We start from the raw sequence: 17651 nt of genomic DNA, 5'->3' as shown, positions 1-17651 counted from the left end.
ATGATGAAAATAACTGATCTGGCCGCCTGCGGCTTGCTGGCAAGCAGCTTTCTGGGAACCATGGCGCAAGCCGCGCCTGCCAGCGGGCCGGCATTGCGCGATTACCGCGCCGTGGCCCTGTCGGCCAATGGCCAGCGCATCGCCGCCATCGAGTCGAGCAAGGTGGGTGAACAGCCGCAGCGTCCGCACGCGGCCATCGTCGTGCGCGACGCCGCCAACGGCGCCATCGTGCAGCAATTCGACCCGTGCGCCGTGTGTTCCTACGACAAGCCCAGCTGGTCGCCCGATGGCAGGCAGCTGGCCTTTGTCGGCTACGACGCCAAGGCGGGCACGGCGCATCTGTACCTGGCCACAATGACACAGGCGCAGGCGCGCGTGTTGACCAGTATCAAAGGCGTGGCCAGCACGGCACGCTGGTCGCCTGACGGCAAGCAGCTGGCGCTGCTGGCGACGGTGGGCGCGCGCAAGCTGGCCGGCGCCGTGGAGGCGGGCGCGCGCCAGGTGGGCGAAGTGGGCAGCGAAGACGATGCCCAGCGCATCGCCGTCGTGCCTGTCAGCGGCGGCGAGCTGCGCCTGCTGTCACCCGCCGACACCTATGTGTATGAATATAATTGGACGCCCGATGGCCGCGGTTTTGTCGCCACCAGCGCGCAAGGCAATGGCGACAGCAACTGGTGGGTTGCCAAGCTCAGCCATATTGATGGGGACACGGGCGCCTTGCGCGTGATCGCGTCGCCGGCCATGCAGCTGAACCTGCCTTCCGTTTCACCTGACGGCAAGACGGTGGCCTTCATCGGCGGCCTGATGAGCGATTTTGGCTCCATCGGCGGCGATATCTATACCGTGGCACTGGCCGGCGGCACGCCGCGCAATCTCACACCAGACTATCGCGGCACCTTCAATGGCGTCGTCTGGCGCGGTGCCGGCTTGCTGGCAACGGCCTTGATCGATTCGCAGCTGGCGCTCGTGCCCGTCGATGCGCAAACGGGTCCCGCCCAGCCCGTGCTGCTCGGAGAACTGAGCAGCGGCGGCAGCGATGGCCGTCTGTCGTTCAGCGCCGATGGCTTGCAAGCGGCGGCGGCACAGGAAGACTTTACGCACGCCAGCTATCTGGTGGCGGGACCGGTGGGCCAGCTGAAAAAGATCACGCGCGACAATGACGGCTTTGCGCCGCAACTGACGGTGCAGAACGTGGGCTGGAACAACGAGCAATACAAGGTGCAAGGCTGGCTGCTGGGGCCGTTGAAGGCGGACGCGGGCAAGCGCTACCCGATGATCGTCAACGTGCATGGCGGCCCCGGCGCGGCCGCCTCGCCCCGTTACGTGGGAGCGAGCACGCTGATCCACGAATTGACGCAAAAAGGCTATTTCGTCTTCCTGCCTAATCCGCGCGGCAGTTTTGGCCAGGGTCAGGCATTTACGCGTGCCAATATGGCCGACTTTGGCGGCGGCGACTGGCGCGATATCCTGGCCGGCATTGACGCCGCGCAAAAAGTGGCGCCCATCGACGGTCAGCGCCTGGGCCTGATCGGCCACTCATACGGCGGCTTCATGACCATGTGGGGCGTCACGCACAGCGACCGTTTCAAGGCGGCGGTGGCGGGGGCGGGCGTGTCGAACTGGATCAGTTACTACGGCCAGAATGGCATCAACCAGTGGATGATCCCGTTCTTTGGCGCTTCCGCGTATGACAACCCGGCCGTGTACCGCAAGGCTTCGCCTATCGAATCGATCAAGGCGGCGAAGACGCCAACCCTGATCTACGTGGGCGAGCGCGACGTGGAAACGCCGGCCGCCCAGTCGCTGGAATTCTGGCACGGCTTGCGCGCCATGGGCGTGCCGTCCAGCCTGTTCATCTACGACGGCGAAGGCCATTCCTTCCGCAAGCCCGAGCACCAGCGCGACTTGCAGAAACGTACTATCGGCTGGTTTGAACGGTATTTGAAGTAGTGATCAGTGGCCTGCCAAGGCAGGCCAGCCTGGATAAAGCAGCTGACAACATGTTCAGGGCTAGGCGCCGTGCCGAAGGCAGTACGAATGTACGGCGAGGCGCGGCAACAACGCCATGGACTTTTTGTCAGGTGCGCGGGGCCACAATATGCACGATCGCCGCGCTATGTACCACGATCTTGTCCGCATCCGCCTGCAACAGGCGAATACGGCGCTGCACCAGCGGCCAGCCCGACCAGGCCACGTCGCTGACGGGCGGTGCGGCAGGGGCGGCCAGCGGCGCGCTGATGGCGGCCTTGTCATCGAGCTGCTCCAGCGCGCGCGACAGGGTCAGGCACACTTGCGTGTGGCTATGGCCGAGTAGGGCGTTGACGGGTGTGACGGGCAGCTGGCTGGCGTGGCGCCCGAGGATCGAGCGCAGGGCCGCCACGTGGGCCACCAATAAGTAATTTTGCACGATGAACAGGTTGATGTCTTCCACGGCCCGCTGCTTGCTAGCCGGTTCGTCGAGCATGCGCACCAGTGCCGAGCTGAGCGCGGCCAGGCTGTCCATCAAGCGCTTGCGTTCGATGCGGTAGGCAAAATCATCGAAGCATTTTCCCTGCAGCAGCGCGAAGCTGGCTTGCATATAGCTGAGGTTCACATTCAGTACCTGGCGCACGAGGCGCGGCAGGCTCTGGTATTCCCAGTTGGCCAGCACAAAGCTGAACACGGTGGCCACCGCCGCGCCGATCAGGGTGTCGATCAGGCGCTCGCTGACGAGGTTCGGGTTGCTGGGCGCCACCAGGTGCATTTGCAGCAAGATCATCAGGCTCACGGCAATCGCCGTGTAGCGGTAACGCAGATAGATGAAGGTGGGCGTGGCCACGATGGAGAGGAATAAAATGGCCATCAGCACGATATTGCTGTGCACGAAGCGGATCACGATGGCCGTGATGATGCAGCCGATGATGGTGCCGATGATGCGGTCGGCGCGGCGCTGGCGCGTCATGCTGAAGGTGGGGCGCAGGATGATGACGATGGTCAGGACGATCCAGTAGCTGTGCGCCGCATACGGCAGCCAGTGGCCGATCAGTAATCCCACGGAGATGGCCATCGACACGCGCAGGGCGAAGCGGAACACGGGCGAATCCAGGCGCAGATTCGATAGCAGGGTCTTCAGTTCGTATTTCTGCTGCGACAAAAACGGCGCCATGTCCGCGCCGCTCCAGAACGGCACGTCGGCATAGACTTTTTGCGTCGCCAGATGCAGCTCGGCGATCATTTTCAAAATGGCGCGGATCTTGTTGCGCTGCGCGCGCAGGGTGGCCAGCGCTTCCTGCGCACCGTCGCCTTTTGCATGCAGGCGAGCGATTTCCGCTTCGATCTCGGCCCATTCCCTGTCGTAGCTGATCTGCGCATACGAGGCGCGCTTGCGCGTGACGGCATACGCCACGGCTTCGATGTCGCGCGCAGCCTTGTAGGCCAGGTCATGCAAGGATTTCAAGACGTCGGAGTCGGCCAGGTGCTGGCGCAGCAGCGCGTAATCCGTGTGCGTGGAGAGGATCAGTTCATACAAATCGAGCATGCACACGTGCACCTGTACGACGATGGCGTCCTTGCTGTTCTTGTGGCTGCGCAGAATCAGGTCGCGCGACGCCTGCTGGCGGTCGGCCAGAATGCTTTGATGGCGCACCAGCTTGTTGAACTGTTCCGTCAAATTGAAACGCGTGTCGTAGAAATCGGCCTTGATGTCGATGTAGGCGGCTAATTCGAACAGGGCTTCGGCCAGTACTTGCTGCTTGATGCGGTGGCGCAAGACCCAGGCGATGGCCATGGCATAGGCCAGATAGATCAAGCCGCCCAGCATGAACAGGCCCGCATGGTGAAACGATTGCTGCCACGTCATCTGGTGTTCCATCGACATGGTCATGATGAACAGGGCGGCCAGTTGCAAGGGCATGGATTTCTTGCCGTACACCACCATCATGCTGGCAAGAAAGCTGACCACCACGAGCACCGTCATCAGCAGCCACTGCACGGGACCGCACAGGCTGATCAATAAAGTGACGGCGCTGCACAGCAGCACCGAGGCCAGCATTTCGTTGAACTTGTGGCGCAGGGGGCTGGGCATGTCCATCAGGGTCGTGCACAGGGCGCCGATGCACACTGTCATGGCGGTGGCGCTGTCGCTGATTTCCAGGGTCAGCAAGGTCAGGCCGACCAGGCCGATGGCCACGCGCAAGCCCAGGTAAAAATAATGGCTGTAGATAAAGGTGCGCAGGTTCAGTGCGTAGTGCATGGGATTACCTTGTGGGCAGGGCACAGAAAGAGGCGCCGCACCGGGGTCTCCGATGCGGCGCCAGGATGTTGCATTCGCTACGGTCCCCAGTTACATGAGGGCGATGACGGGATAGCGCCGCCATTCCGGCTCGGCAAAGCGCTGGCAGTGTTCAAAAATGAAGTCCAGCACGGCTTCCTGATTGCTCAGCAAGGCCGGATTCGCAGCCTTCCACTCGGCAAACTTGGACGCCAGCGCAGGCTCATCGCGCAGCAGTTCCGACGCCATGTCTTCAAAGACGTAATCGGAAAACGCCTCTTTCTTCTCCAGCACGCTGTTGAAGAAGCCCCAGCGGAAGAAGCTGTCGTGTGCCTGCGGTTCCAGCGTTTCCACGGCGTAGCGGGCGTTGTCCTGGTCCAGGCTGACGACATAATCGCCCGCCTGCACGGTGAATTGGCCCGTGCGCGCTTCGAGTTCTACATTGTCGTGGAACATGTGGCCTTCGTAGGCGGTGGCCCGCGTGCCGACGTTGGCGATGTGGTAGTAGCGCGCCGTTACCGTCTGTTCGGTGGTGATGCGTGTCATGTCGACGCCGTTCCAGCGCAGACGCTCGATGACTTCGCGCCACGCTTGCGGCACGACATAGGCTTTCGGCGCGGCCACGGTGACGTCCGCATCGAAGCGGTTGTAGTAGGCGATGTCGCGTTCCCACGGCTGCGAGCGGTCGTACGACAGGCGCTGGTAGTCGCCCAGCACGCTAGCCGTGTATTTGGCCGCGTAGCCCTTGAAAGGGAAGGTCGACGGTTGTTCCTCGTTCATGCTCCAGTGGATCGGCCACTCGGCTTGCGTGCGTCCCGCTGCCTTGGCTTGCGCGCGCAGTTGCCTGATCTGTTCGCCATGTTCGATGGTAAAGGCCATGCAGATGTCGAGCAGGGCGCGCATGGACGCGTAGCGGTCGGCAAACGGTTTCAGCATGTGCGTTTCCGGCATGAAACCGATGACGTGATGCAAGGCCGCAAAACCCGTCGAGAAACGGGGCACTTCGAGGAATTCGGCGATGCCGTGGTCCGGGCTATCCTTGACGGGGTTCACATAAGGGCAGGTGGGCCAGCCGGCTTGTTCCATCTGCGCAAAGATGTGCGGCAGCATGGTGTCTTGCAGGAAGGGGCCGAGGCCATTGCCCAGCTTATCCGTCTGCGTGTGGATCAGGGTCATCGTGTACGGGTAGTCGGCGCCGTTCGACGTGTGGGTGTCGACCATCACGTCCGGGTCCCAGCTGGACAGCAGGCGGTTGAACACTTGCGCGTTCAGGCTGTCGCACTTGATGAAATCGCGGTTCAAGTCCAGGTGGCGGCTATTGCCGCGGAAACCGAATTGCTCCGGGCCATCCTGGTTTACGCGCGACGTGTTGGCGCGGTTCAGGCTGCCATCGACGTTGTAGATCGGAATGAACAGCAGCACGGTGCTGCCCAGCGCCGCCAGGCGTTCCGGCTGCGTGCACAGGTCGCGCACGATGGCCATGCAGGCGTCGATGCCTTCCGGTTCGCCCGGATGGATACCGTTGTTGTTGAAGAACACGGTGCGGCCCGCGCGTTTGATCTGTTCGCGGTCGAATACGCCGTCCGCGCTGATGACGCCAGCGTGGATGGGCACGCCCGAATCGGACAGGCCGATCTGTTCGAAGTGCAGCACTTGCGGGTAGCGTGCGGCGAGATCTTGATAGAAGGTGATGCATTCCAGCCAGGTCGTGGTCTGGTTGTGGTTACCGAGTTCGTAGGTCGTGCGCAAGTCTGGTGGCATAGCGGTCTGAGTCTGGGAGGGGGAAGGCGCGCTGGGTAAGTACGCCCGCTAGGGGCCAATTGTAGCACCGGCGTCGGCGCCTTGAGGCGCGGCAGATGGGCCGGGCCGCACTTGTGTTATGAATACGTTTCACGCGCAAGGGAGGCGGCATGGGCAAGGCAGTGTTGGCAGCGCTGGTGTGGTGGGCTTGCCTGGCGGCACAGGCGGCGCCGTTGCGCTTGCCTGCGAGCAAGGAACCGGTGGTGCAGGGCGGCTCCGTGACCGCCGCCGCACAGGGCGCGCTGATACGATACCGGGGCTGGCTGCTGGCCGTCGATGGCGCCGTATCGGAGGAGCGGCCCGACGTCTTGCTGACGTCGGCGGAGGCGGGGCAGGCGCCGCAGTTGCGGGTCGGCGCGACGCAGCGTGTCTTGCCCGTATGGTCGGCTTGCGAGCTCGTCAAGGGCAGCACGCGCCTGCGCATCACGGCGCTGCCGGGGCCGGATGAGGTGGCCGCGCTGCTGCTGGACTTTGGCGACGGCGATTACCGCATCGTGATTCCCGCCGCGCGCATCGCCCGGCAAGCCTATCCGCTGCTGGCGCAGCGCTTTCCCGGCGCCGACCTGGCCTTGCTGCTGCAGGAGGGCCGGAGGGTCATGTTGCCGCTGGGAAGCGGCAGCGCGCAAGTATTTGGCGAGGAGCAAGCCGTGCCTTACCGCTTTAGCAAAGTAAAACGTTAGGCAAAAAAAAAAGCCACTCCCGCAGGAGTGGCTCAGGGAACAACCGCCCGTTGCCGGGCTTATTAGTTGTTGTTATCCGCGAATTACTCGGCGCCCATTTCTTTCAGCAGGTTGTCTGCGTGGTCGATGTGTTTCATGTTCCACAGCATGTAGCGCAGGTCGACCTGGATCGAACGGGTGTTGGCCTTGTTGTAGTCCCAGTCGGAAATGATCGAGTCCAAGGTGCCGTCGAATGCCAGGCCGATGAATTCGCCTTTTGCGTTCAGGGCAGCCGAACCGGAGTTGCCGCCGGTGATGTCCAGGGTGGCCAGGTAGTCGACCGGCACGGTTTTCAGCTTCGGATCGACGAATTTGCCGAAGTCCTTGGCCTTGATCGCGGCCAGTTGTTTCGCCGGCGCATTGAACTCGCCTTCGCCCGTGGCTTTGGCGGCGACGCCATTGACGGTGGTGAAGGCGGTCCAGGTGGTGCCGTCGGCGCCATGGTCACGGCCGGCAACACGGCCGAACGTCACGCGCAGGGTGCTGTTGGCGTCAGGATAGACGGCTTGGCCCTTGCTCTTCATGAAGGCGATTTTTGCTTTCATGTAGTTGGCGTAGGCTTGCTGGATCTTGCCGGCCAGTTCTTCGTCTTCCGCTTCGTTTTTCAGCGAATCCGGGTACATGGCGACGGCGGCCTGGATGAAGCTGTCCTTGCTGGCCTGGAATTCGGCTGGCGTGCGTTTCAACCATGCCGCGCGTTCTTCCTTGTCGGCCAGCTTGCTGCCCGCATACAGTTTGTCCAGGGCGGCGGCCAGATCGGCTTGCGACATGCCATCCTTGATGCCGATGGCGGCGTCGAAGCTGGCACGGCGCTGTGCGGCTGGTTGCGCGGCGTACTTGGTCAGGCTGTTCAGTACCAGCGCCTTGTCGACTTTTTCATCGTAGGTGCGCTCGACCGACGTGATGCTCGACGACAGACGTGGCAAATCGCGCGTCTGGTAGCCGGACTTGCGTTCCGTATCGGCCTTGGTGCCTTCGTTCGACAAACGGTACAGGCTGCGTGCAGTGCTCAGCAGGCGTGGCTGCGCATAGCTGAGGAAGAAATCGCGCTTGGTGTCGGCATCGCGCTCGGCGATCAGCTTTTCCACTTGCTCGATGTCGCCGGCAAATTCCGCCTTGCGGGCAGGATTGGCGTTGACCCAGGTTTTCAGGGCTTCGTGTTCCGTCGTCTTGCGCGCCAGGAAGTCGCTGCCGGCGTACGAGTCCAGCATGCCTTGGCGGTTCTTGTAGTAATTGTTCACGCCGGCAACCTGGCCCGCGTATTTCAGGGCAACGTCCTTGTTATCCTTGGTTTCGCGCGCGATGATGGCCAGGGTTTCGCCCGACGCTTTCACGAAGGCCGGGTAGTTCCAGTCAAACGTGAACGCCACTTCCGATGGCAGGCGGTGACGGTTGGTGCGGCCCGGGTAGCCCAGCGCCATGACGAAATCGCCTTCTTTCAAGCCATCCTTGGCCAGTTTCAGCACGTGTTTTGGCTGGTACGGCACGTTGTCCTTGCTGAAGTCGGCAGCTTTGCCGTCTTTGCTGACGTAGGCGCGGTAGAAACCGTAGTCGCCCGTGTGACGCGGCCACATCCAGTTGTCGGTGTCGCCGCCGAATTTACCCACGCCCGCTGGTGGCGCGTGCACCAGGCGCACGTCGCGGATTTCCAGTTGCTTGATCAGGTAAAACTCGAGGCCGCCGTAGTAGCTCGACACGGTGCAGCGGAAACCCGCTTCTTTTTCGCATTCTGCAACCAGTTTCTTCTGGTTTTTCTCGATCGCGTCGATGCGTGCCTTGCCTTGCAGCTTGGCCACGTCGGCGCTGATGATCTTGTCGCTGACATTGGTCACGGCCGAGGTGACGAAGATGCGGCTGCCCGGGGCGGCCGGCAATTCTTCAGCGAAGGTCTTGGCCAGGAAACCGTTGGCCAGCAAATCGCGCTCCTTGGTCGAATTGACCGCCACGCTGTTGTAGACGCAATGGTGGTTGGTGGCAACCAGGCCTTGCGGCGAGACGAACGACGCCGAGCAGCCGCCCAGGCTGACGATGGCGCCCATCGGGAATTCGGTCAGTTTGGTCAGGGTGGTCGGATCGAGTTTCAGTCCGGCGGCTTTCAGTTCCTTGGCTACTTGTGGCAGCTGTTGGGGCATCCACATGCCTTCGTCGGCGTGTGCGAAGTTGCTCAGGATGGCGAGCGCGATGAGAGATTTTTTCATTCGAGTTCTGTTCTTTTACATTGTAGGGAAGTCGGAATCAGCGGAGTACCCGCTGATTGTGCAGCGGGCGACATAGAGTATCCGTATCGAACCCGCACTAGTCAATCACATTTTCCGGAGGGTATGTTCATACGTGGTTGCTTGAACGACATGATTTTAGGTGGCGCAGGGGCAGGAACCGGCCGCCAACGCGCATTTTTCCGTGCGGCCGCTGTGGTATTGTCCATACGTGTCCTAGCGGCAATGAAAAATGGCCGGGCGCTTGCGCGGCCCGGCCACTTGCTGATGCGCAGCTGTTTGCCTGCTTAGCGTATTTTGCCGCGGCGTAAAAGATTGACGATGCCCAGCAGGATGACGGCGCCGAGGAATGAGACCAGCAGCGAAGCCAGACTGAAATTGTCGCTATTGATGGTGCCCGTGCCGAACAGGGGCGCCAGCAGCCAGCCGCCCAGGAAGGCGCCAACGATGCCGACGACGATATTGAGGAAGATGCCCTGTTGTGCATTGGTTTTCATGACCATGCTGGCCAGCCAGCCGATGACGCCGCCAATAACGATCCAGATAATGAAATTCATGTGGTCCTCCGCGGTGGATAAGTGGGTGTGTCATGTCAGAACAACATCATGCCAATCGATAGTGATGCCGCACGATAGAAAAGTCCAGCGGATTCTCGTCGTGCATGCAAAAGCCCGCCTGGCTGCGGGCAGCGAGGCGGGCTTGTCCTGCGGAAAGGCGGTGTTTAATCGGCCTTGATCGCTTCGACCTGGATGGCCAGCTTGACTTCCGGCGAGAACGCCGGCATGCCGTAGTTCAAGCCAAAGTCGCTGCGCTTGAATTCCGCCGTGGCGTCGGCGCCGCACACTTCGCGCTTGTAGCGCGGGTGCATGATGCACTTGAACTTGCTCACATTCAGCTTGACGGGCTTGGTCACGCCCAGCAAGGTCAGTTCGCCATCGACTTCCACCAACTGCTCGCCGTTGAACTTGAGCGAGGTACTTTTGTAGGTGATTTGCGGAAATTTCTCGACGTTGAACATGTCCGCTTTTTTCGCGTGCGTGTTCATGGCATCGAGACCGAAATCGATCGAATCGGCATCGATGACGAGGTCCAGGCTGCCCGTCTTGGCGACGCGGTCCAGGGCGACCGTCCCCTTGGTCTTGTTGAACTTGCCGCGCCACACCGACATGCCCATGTGATCGGCTTCAAAGCTGGGGAAGGTGTGCGTCGGGTCGAGGTTGTAGGTGTCGGTAGCGGCCATGGCCGAACCCGCGCCAGCAGCTGCCAGCACGGCGATCATCAAGTGCGAAAGTTTCATGCAGATCCTAAAGTTGAACAGGTTGTGGAGTTGTTTTTGGTAACGCCTGAAAAACGTTCAGGACAAGGCGCCTTGCCGAAGGCAGTACGAATAGTACGACGAGGCAAGAGCAACGCAGCCATGGACGTTTTCTCAGGTGTTACTGAGCAGCGACGTGGAATTTGATCGTGACCTCGTCGGCAACCATGCTCGTGTCTTTCCACTCGCCTTCGCCGATGTTGTAGGTCAGGCGCTTGATCGGCAGGGCGCCGTCAAACGCGTATTTGCCGCCGTCGGCTTTTACCGCCAGGGGGAAGGTCACGTCGGTGGTCTTGCCTTTGATGCTCAGCTTGCCGGTGACCGTCAGCTTGCCCGCGCCGGCGGCCTTGATGCTGCTCGAGACAAAGGTGGCTTTCGGGAACTGGGCCGAGTTGAACCATTCTTTCTTCGCCACTTCCTTGTTGTACTCGGGGTCGCCGATATCGATGCTGGCGGTCTCGATTTCCACCGACGCTTTCGAGGCATCCGGCGTGGCCGGGTTGTAATCGATGGCGATATTGAATTTCTTGAACTTCGCTTCCACGGGCACGTTCATTTGCTTGAACACGGCCGACACGCTGGTCTTGGCGGGGTCGACTTTCAGCAGGGTGGCGGCGGTGGCGGCCACGGACAGGCCCAGCAGGGAAGCGAGGACGATGCGTTGGGTGGTTTTCATCTTGTTTTTTTCCTGTAGTTTCAGTGAGCAAGGGGACGTCGATGTCAGGGCAGCATGCGCTTGAGGACGCCATCACGGTCGATGAACTGGTGCTTCAGCGCCGCCAGCACATGGGCGGCCACGGCGGCTGCCATCGTCATGTTCAGAACATAATGAATCTCTTTTAAAAGCGGCTTAAGTTCCGGATTCGGCGCCATGAGGACGGGCAGCTGGAACAGGCCCAGGTAGACCACCGGCACGCCGGCGGCCAGGGTGTACAGGTAACCGGAGATGGGTACGGCGAAGATCAGGATGTACAGCAGCACGTGCATGGCGTCGGCCGCCTTCTTTTGCCAGGCAACCATGCTGGCCGGGTGCGGCGGCGGCACGTTGGCCTTGCGCCACAGCAGGCGGATGGCGGCGATGGCCAGCACGGTCACGCCCAGCCATTTGTGCCAGGAGAAATATTTGAGCTTGGTGGGCGTCAGGCCGGGAATATCCGTCATGACCAGGCCCATGACGAAGGCGCTGATGATCAGCAGGGCGGTCAGCCAGTGCAGGATGATGGCGGTGGTGGTGTAGCGTTGCATCGATGGCTTTCTTGAATGTAGTACGTATTAGGACTAATTCGGCCTAATATACCAAAGAAAATCAAATTGCGCTGCGTGCTGGAGATTCTACAAGAAAGATTGCCGGAAAAACCGCGGGGCGGGCAGCATTTGTGTGCTGGCCGCCCCGCGGGAGTGGGATCGGACGATCCCCATGTGAAAACTGCTTAGATGGCTTTGGCCAATTGCGCCGCGATACCGATGTAGTTGCCCGGCGTCATGGTCAGCAGCACGTCCTTGGCATCCTGCGGAATGGCCAGGCCATTGACGAAGGTTTGCAGCGCTTCCTTCGAGATGCCCTTGCCGCGCGTCAGCTCTTTCAGCTGCTCGTACGGGTTTTCGATGCCATAGCGGCGCATCACGGTTTGTACGGGTTCGGCCAGCACTTCCCAGGTCGCGTCCAGGTCTTGCGCCAGGCGCGCGTGGTTCACTTCCAGCTTGTTCAGGCCGCGCAGGCAGCTGTCATACGCCAGCAAGGTGTAGCCGAGGCCCACGCCAATGTTGCGCAGCACGGTCGAATCGGTCAAATCGCGCTGCATGCGCGAGACGGGCAGTTTTTCCGACAGGTGCTTGAGCACGGCGTTGGCCAGGCCCAGGTTGCCTTCCGAGTTTTCGAAGTCGATGGGGTTGACCTTGTGCGGCATCGTCGACGAGCCGATTTCGCCCGCTTTCAGTTTCTGCTTGAAGTAGCCCAGCGAGACGTACGTCCAGATGTCGCGGTTCAGGTCCAGCAGGATCGTGTTGGCGCGCGCGAAGGCGTCGAACAGTTCGGCCATGTAGTCGTGCGGTTCGATCTGGATCGTGTATGGGTTGAAGACCAGGCCCAGGCGCTGTTCGATGACGGCCTGCGAGAATGCGGGCCAGTCGAAGCCGGGATAGGCCGACAGGTGGGCGTTGTAGTTGCCGACGGCGCCATTCATCTTGCCGAGGATTTCCACTTGCGCGATGCGCTTCACGGCGCGCTGCAGGCGGGCCACGACGTTGGCGAATTCCTTGCCCAGGGTGGTCGGGCTGGCCGTCTGGCCGTGCGTGCGCGACAGCATCGGCACATCGGCGTTATCGTGCGCGATCTGCGTCAGCTTGGCTACCAGGCCGTTCAATGCCGGTAGCATCACGCCGTCGCGCGCGGCCTTGAGCATCATGCCGTGCGAGGTGTTGTTGATGTCTTCCGAGGTGCAGGCGAAATGGATGAATTCCGACGCCGCCACCAGTTCCGGCACGTCCGCCACTTGTTCCTTCAGCCAGTACTCGACGGCCTTGACGTCATGGTTGGTGACCGCTTCGATGGCCTTGATGCGAGCCGCGTCGGCTTCCGAGAAGTCGGCCGCCATCTTGTCGAGCAGGGCGCTCGCTTCGGCCGAGAACGGCTTGATTTCGGCGAAACCGGCTTGCGACAGCGCCTGCAGCCAGGAGATTTCCACTTTCACGCGGTGGTGCATGAAACCGGCTTCGGACAGGATCGGGCGCAGCAGATCGGTCTTGCTGGCGTAGCGGCCATCGAGCGGAGACAGGGCCGACAGCGTGGAATACGGAGTAGTAGAAGTCATGAGAGCGGACGCAAGTTAAAGAAACGGTTGGCGTGTGGCGCGCGGGGAGGGCAGGGCTATTGCAATACAGCAATACTGACGGCGCCACAGTAAAGGACGATTTTACCACCGCTGGCCGCTGGCCAGCCGTCCATCGGGCGCCGGCGCACCGCAATTTGGCTGAATCCGGCCCCGATGCGGCATGCCTGCCACACCATGGAGACGGCTGGGCGCGTGCCGCCAAACACCGCTGCCGCCGATGCTATACTGCTTGCTGATCCTTTACCTTAAAGTAGCTATGAAACTGATCGGTTCCCTCGCCAGCCCGTATGTCCGCAAAGCCCGTATCGTGCTGGCGGAAAAAAAGCTCGACTATGTCTTCGAGCTGGAAAACGTGTGGGTGCCGGAAACCCGCATCGCCCAGGCCAATCCCCTGGGCAAGGTGCCCTGCCTGGTGATGGAAGATGGCAGCACCTTGATCGACTCGAAAGTCATCGTCGAATACCTCGACACGCTCACGCCCGTCTGTAAACTGCTGCCGGCCGGCGGCAATGGCCGCGAACGGGCCGATATCAAGAACTGGGAAGCGCTGGCCGACGGCATCCTCGACGCGGGCGTGCTGGTGCGCCTGGAGCGCACGCAGCGCCCGCCCGAGCAGCAAAGCGCCGCCTGGATAGAGCGCCAGCTGGACAAAGTCACGCTGGGCCTGGCGGCGCTCGAGGCGCGCCTGGGCGAGAGCGCGTATTGCGCCGGCAAGAACTACACCCTGGCCGACGTGGCCGTGGGTTGTACCCTGGGCTGGCTCAGCTTCCGCTTCCCGGAAATCGACTGGCGCGCGGATCACCCGGCGCTGGCGCGCCTGTTCGACAAACTGTCCGAGCGCCCATCGTTCAAGGACACCGCGCCGCAGTGAGCGCACGATGACCGGTTCCGACTCGAAGGCGCAGCAACGCCTGCAGATGGCCGATATCGCACGCCTGGCCGGCGTGTCCACGTCGACCGTGTCGCGCGCGCTAAGCGGCAGTTCGCTGGTCAATGAAGAGACGCGCGCGCGCGTCATCGCGCTGGCCCGTTCGCTCAAGTATTCCATCAATATCGGCGCGCAAAACCTGCGCCTGAAACAGAACCGCACGGTGGGCGTGGTGGTGCCGTATGACGCTGCCACGCGCCAGCACCTGTCCGATCCTTTTTTCCTCAGCATGCTGGGCAGCCTGGCCGATGCGCTGACGGAGCAGGGCTTCGATATGCTCATTTCACGCGTCGATGCCGAAACGCTCGACGCGGCGGCCCAGTCCTTCGATAGCGGCCGCGTGATCGGCATCATCCTGATCGGCCAGTGGCGCCACCATGAACAACTGAACCAGCTGGCCGCGCGCCAGGTGCCCATCGTCGTGTGGGGCGCGCAATTGCCGCAGCAGCTGTATTGCACCGTCGGCGGCGATAACGTCGCCGGCGGCAGACTGGCCACGGAACACTTGCTGGCGGCGGGGCGCCGGCGCATCGCCTTCTTTGGCGACGCCAAGCTGCCCGAAGTGGCGCAGCGCCACCAGGGCTATGCGCAGGCGCTGGCCGCGCAAGGGCTGGCGCCCGACCCGCAACTGTACGTGGCCGGCTCCTTCCTGCCGCAGGGCGGCGCGACGGACGTGCAGGAACTGCTGGACCGCCAGTTGCCGTTCGACGCCATCTTTGCCTGCAGCGACTTGCTGGCCATGAGCGCCATCAACGCCCTGCGCGCGCGCGGCGTGGCCGTACCGGAACAGGTGGCCGTGGTCGGCTACGACGATATCGAACTGGCCGCGTATTTCCATCCGCCGCTGACCACCGTGCGCCAGCCGATCCGCACCGCCGGGCGCGCGCTGGTGGCTTCGCTGCTGGCGCTGGTCGACGGCGCGCCTGCGCCATCCCGCCAATTGCCAACTGAGCTGATCGTACGCGCCTCGGGCCGCTGAAGCGTGCCGCAAGTGATTGCAACCGATTGCAATAATTTCTAATTTCCTCTTTTATTTTCATGCTGCGCCGCAGCATGAAAAACGCTGGATTCACGTCCGATCCTGCGTTATTCCCTCTGTGTCGCCCGTAGTTTTCTCTTAAAAACAACAACATTCCCATGTTGCAGCGCTAGATTGCAATCGATTGCAATAAATTCTTATTCGTTGAATAATGACGTACCGGCCCAGGCAGCGCGCCACGGCATGCGGCAGCCAGGACTCATAACAAGCCGATACCTCGACGTATCGGCATACAACACTGGAGACAAGATGAAGACACGTACTGCTCAACGCGGCGGCATGGCCGCAGCCGTCGCCCTGGCCATGCTGCAACTGGGCGCCGCCCAGGCGCAATCGGCAAGCGACATCGCCAGCGCCGCCACTGCCGATGGCCTGAACCTGGAACGCATCGTGGTCACGGGCACCACCGGCGGCACGTCCAAAATGAAATCGAGCAATTCCGTCAGCAGCATGGAACTCGACACCATCCTGCACAATGCACCGACCAGCGCCGCCGAAGTCCTGCGCTCGGTGCCGGGCTTGCGGGCCGAGTCCTCGGGCGGCGAAGGCAATGCCAACATCACCGTGCGCGGCCTGCCCATTTCCGCCGGCGGCGCGCGCTATGTGCAGATCCAGGAAGACGGCTTGCCCGTGCTGCAGTTCGGCGACTTCAACTTCACCACGCCCGACAGCTTCGTCAAGATCGATTCCACGCTCGACCACCTGGAAGTGGTGCGCGGCGGTTCGGCCTCCACCCTGGCCACCAATTCGCCGGGCGGCATCATCAATTTCATCAGCAAGAACGGCAAGGAGAAGGGCGGCAGCGTGGCCATCAGCCGCGGCCTGGGCTACGACCAGACGAGGGTCGACTTCGATTATGGCGCGCCGGTGTCGGAGCGCACGCGCTTCTTCATCGGCGGCTCCTGGCGCACGGGCGAAGGCATCCGCCACAGCGGCGTCAACAGCGAAAAGGGCGGTCAGATCCGCGGCAATGTCACGCATGAATTCGACAGCGGCTTTGTGCGCCTGTCGTTCAAGCACCTCGACGACCAGTCGCCCACGGCCTTGCCGGTGCCGGTCAGCGTGCGCGATGGCCGCATCGGGGAAATCGCCGGCATCGATCCGCGCAAGGCCAGCTTCTATTCGCCGTACTGGGTGCCCGACATGGTGCTGAACAAGGATAACCAGCGCGTGGCCACCCGCGTCAACGACGGCTTGCACGTCAAAAGCGATACCGTGGGCCTGGAGGCATCGTTCAAGCTGGGGCAGGGCTGGAGCGTGAGCGAAAACTTCCGCTACGCCGACAATTCGGGGCGCTTCATCGGCGTGTTCCCGTCGAATAACGGCAGCGACGGCAGCTATGTGTTTGCCAGCGGCCCGAACCAGGGCAAGCCCTACACGGGCCGCGCGTTTTCCGCCGTGGTGTTCAATACCTCGATCGACGACGCCAGCAATACTCTGAGCGATACCAAGCTGGCCAGGACGTTCGTGCTCGACAGCGGCAAGCTGACCACCACGGCCGGCCTGTACCTGTCGCAGCAAAAGCTGGGCCTGACCTGGAACTTCAATGAATACCTGATGCAGGCCACGGGCGACCAGCCGGCGCTGCTGCAAACGGCCAGCAGCACGCCCGGCTACATCGGCCCGGCCTTCGGCGCCTGCTGTTCGCGCGCCGTCGACATGGAGTACCGCACGACCTCGCCCTACCTGAATCTGGCCTGGGAAAGCGGCGCGCTGAACCTCGACGGCGGCCTGCGGCGAGACCGCCAGCATGCCAGCGGCACGGCCAATATCGCCACCGGCGCGCAAGCCTATCTGCCGTCGACGGTGCAGCAGGTCGACTACACCCTGGGCCACACGTCGTACTCGCTGGGCGCGAACTACAAGCTGCAAGCCAGCCTGGCCGTGTTTGCCCGCGTCAGCGAAGGCGTGGCTTTCAATGCCGACCGCATCCTGTTCGGCACGCCGTTGGATGGCAGCGTGCCGGTGGCCATCAACACCGTGCGCCAGCTCGAAGGCGGCGTGAAATGGCGCCAGGGTCCCCTGAGCACCTTTGTCACCGTATTCCAGGCCAAGACCAGGGAAAGCAATTACGAAGCGACCACCCAGCTGCGCACGGCCAACAGCTATGAAGCGAAGGGCGTGGAACTGGAAGCGGCCTACAGCGCCGGCGACTTTCGCATCAATGGCGGCCTGACGTTCACGGATGCCGAGATCACGGGCACGGCGGCGGCCGACGTGGCGCTGATCGGCAATACGCCGCGGCGCCAGGCGCGCGTCGTGTACCAGATCGCGCCCACCTATGAATGGGGAGCCGCCACCCTGGGCGCGAGCCTGGTCGGCACGGGCAAGTCATGGGGCGACGATGCGCACACGATCACCTTGCCCGCCTACCAGGTGCTCAACGCCTTCGTCAATTACCAGCTTACGCCGCAAATGCAGGTGGCGCTGACGGCGAACAATCTGCTCAACAAGATCGGCTATACGGAAGTCGAGGGCGATGGCCATGCGGCCCGCTCGATCACCGGGCGCGCCGTCAAGGTCAGCCTGAAATACGCATTTTAAGCAAGGATAG

The 17651-nt window shown here is 62.1% G+C and carries 13 protein-coding genes; 5 read left to right on the top strand and 8 right to left on the bottom strand.

The features are described 5' to 3' along the window. Positions 1-1950, top strand: a complete 1950-nt coding sequence (locus AC3RCG_RS27105) for a S9 family peptidase (protein ID WP_492402101.1) — start codon at positions 1-3, stop codon at positions 1948-1950. Between the two features lie 127 nt (positions 1951-2077). On the opposite strand, the gene AC3RCG_RS27100 is transcribed toward AC3RCG_RS27105, so the two are convergent. Both AC3RCG_RS27100 and AC3RCG_RS27095 read right to left on the bottom strand, forming a co-directional pair. Beyond that, on the bottom strand, positions 2078-4231 hold the full coding sequence (locus AC3RCG_RS27100; RefSeq protein WP_492402103.1) for an FUSC family protein: 2154 nt from the start codon (positions 4229-4231) through the stop codon (positions 2078-2080). A gap of 90 nt (positions 4232-4321) precedes the next feature. Beyond that, the gene (locus AC3RCG_RS27095; protein WP_492402105.1) at positions 4322-6010 is read right to left on the bottom strand and encodes a M14 family zinc carboxypeptidase; all 1689 of its coding nucleotides are present in this window, start codon (positions 6008-6010) and stop codon (positions 4322-4324) included. A gap of 149 nt (positions 6011-6159) precedes the next feature. Here AC3RCG_RS27095 and AC3RCG_RS27090 point away from each other — a divergent pair, with 149 nt between their 5' ends. Beyond that, on the top strand, positions 6160-6729 hold the full coding sequence (locus tag AC3RCG_RS27090; RefSeq protein WP_492402106.1) for a hypothetical protein: 570 nt from the start codon (positions 6160-6162) through the stop codon (positions 6727-6729). 83 nt (positions 6730-6812) lie between these two features. On the opposite strand, the gene AC3RCG_RS27085 is transcribed toward AC3RCG_RS27090, so the two are convergent. The 6 genes from AC3RCG_RS27085 to purB all read right to left on the bottom strand — a co-directional run bounded on the left by AC3RCG_RS27085 (position 6813) and on the right by purB (position 13109). Beyond that, positions 6813-8966 carry a S46 family peptidase gene (locus tag AC3RCG_RS27085; RefSeq protein ID WP_070220636.1) on the bottom strand — a complete coding sequence of 718 codons (2154 nt, stop codon included), beginning with the start codon at positions 8964-8966 and terminating at the stop codon, positions 6813-6815. 305 nt (positions 8967-9271) lie between these two features. Then, entirely contained in the window at positions 9272-9541 is a 270-nt protein-coding gene (locus tag AC3RCG_RS27080) for a GlsB/YeaQ/YmgE family stress response membrane protein (protein ID WP_034778894.1), read from the bottom strand. Positions 9542-9705: 164 nt separating this feature from the next. After that, a complete protein-coding gene (locus AC3RCG_RS27075) occupies positions 9706-10281 on the bottom strand; it encodes a YceI family protein (protein ID WP_492402108.1) in 576 nt (191 codons plus the stop codon). A 139-nt stretch (positions 10282-10420) separates the two neighbouring features. Beyond that, positions 10421-10975: a YceI family protein gene (locus AC3RCG_RS27070; RefSeq protein WP_070290826.1), complete on the bottom strand. Its 555-nt coding sequence runs from the start codon at positions 10973-10975 to the stop codon at positions 10421-10423. A gap of 44 nt (positions 10976-11019) precedes the next feature. Then, a complete protein-coding gene (locus tag AC3RCG_RS27065; protein ID WP_070220633.1) occupies positions 11020-11544 on the bottom strand; it encodes a cytochrome b in 525 nt (174 codons plus the stop codon). Between the two features lie 185 nt (positions 11545-11729). Beyond that, the gene (purB, locus tag AC3RCG_RS27060; RefSeq protein WP_070220631.1) at positions 11730-13109 is read right to left on the bottom strand and encodes an adenylosuccinate lyase; all 1380 of its coding nucleotides are present in this window, start codon (positions 13107-13109) and stop codon (positions 11730-11732) included. Between the two features lie 277 nt (positions 13110-13386). Here purB and AC3RCG_RS27055 point away from each other — a divergent pair, with 277 nt between their 5' ends. From AC3RCG_RS27055 to AC3RCG_RS27045, 3 genes are all read left to right on the top strand, one after another. Continuing rightward, positions 13387-14001, top strand: coding sequence for a glutathione S-transferase N-terminal domain-containing protein (locus AC3RCG_RS27055; protein ID WP_492402110.1), 615 nt, complete (start codon positions 13387-13389; stop codon positions 13999-14001). A 7-nt stretch (positions 14002-14008) separates the two neighbouring features. After that, positions 14009-15037, top strand: a complete 1029-nt coding sequence (locus AC3RCG_RS27050) for a LacI family DNA-binding transcriptional regulator (RefSeq protein WP_070220621.1) — start codon at positions 14009-14011, stop codon at positions 15035-15037. Positions 15038-15346: 309 nt separating this feature from the next. Further along, positions 15347-17641, top strand: a complete 2295-nt coding sequence (locus tag AC3RCG_RS27045; RefSeq protein WP_492402111.1) for a TonB-dependent receptor — start codon at positions 15347-15349, stop codon at positions 17639-17641. Positions 17642-17651: the final 10 nt, after the last annotated feature.

This window comes from Janthinobacterium sp. GW823-FHT01H08 (assembly GCF_058797855.1).
Note: the sequence above shows the minus strand (reverse complement) of the source record. Positions and strands in the feature narration are given on the sequence as shown.

Excerpts from the sequence above, each read along its gene's own strand:
- AC3RCG_RS27065 (WP_070220633.1), bottom strand. The coding sequence starts at position 11,544 with ATGCAACGCTACACCACCACCGCCATCATCCTGCACTGGCTGACCGCC.
- purB (WP_070220631.1), bottom strand. The coding sequence starts at position 13,109 with ATGACTTCTACTACTCCGTATTCCACGCTGTCGGCCCTGTCTCCGCTC.
- AC3RCG_RS27050 (WP_070220621.1), top strand. The coding sequence starts at position 14,009 with ATGACCGGTTCCGACTCGAAGGCGCAGCAACGCCTGCAGATGGCCGAT.
- AC3RCG_RS27095 (WP_492402105.1), bottom strand. The coding sequence starts at position 6,010 with ATGCCACCAGACTTGCGCACGACCTACGAACTCGGTAACCACAACCAG.
- AC3RCG_RS27055 (WP_492402110.1), top strand. The coding sequence starts at position 13,387 with ATGAAACTGATCGGTTCCCTCGCCAGCCCGTATGTCCGCAAAGCCCGT.
- AC3RCG_RS27075 (WP_492402108.1), bottom strand. The coding sequence starts at position 10,281 with ATGAAACTTTCGCACTTGATGATCGCCGTGCTGGCAGCTGCTGGCGCG.
- AC3RCG_RS27105 (WP_492402101.1), top strand. The coding sequence starts at position 1 with ATGATGAAAATAACTGATCTGGCCGCCTGCGGCTTGCTGGCAAGCAGC.
- AC3RCG_RS27070 (WP_070290826.1), bottom strand. The coding sequence starts at position 10,975 with ATGAAAACCACCCAACGCATCGTCCTCGCTTCCCTGCTGGGCCTGTCC.
- AC3RCG_RS27080 (WP_034778894.1), bottom strand. The coding sequence starts at position 9,541 with ATGAATTTCATTATCTGGATCGTTATTGGCGGCGTCATCGGCTGGCTG.
- AC3RCG_RS27100 (WP_492402103.1), bottom strand. The coding sequence starts at position 4,231 with ATGCACTACGCACTGAACCTGCGCACCTTTATCTACAGCCATTATTTT.
- AC3RCG_RS27045 (WP_492402111.1), top strand. The coding sequence starts at position 15,347 with ATGAAGACACGTACTGCTCAACGCGGCGGCATGGCCGCAGCCGTCGCC.
- AC3RCG_RS27085 (WP_070220636.1), bottom strand. The coding sequence starts at position 8,966 with ATGAAAAAATCTCTCATCGCGCTCGCCATCCTGAGCAACTTCGCACAC.
- AC3RCG_RS27090 (WP_492402106.1), top strand. The coding sequence starts at position 6,160 with ATGGGCAAGGCAGTGTTGGCAGCGCTGGTGTGGTGGGCTTGCCTGGCG.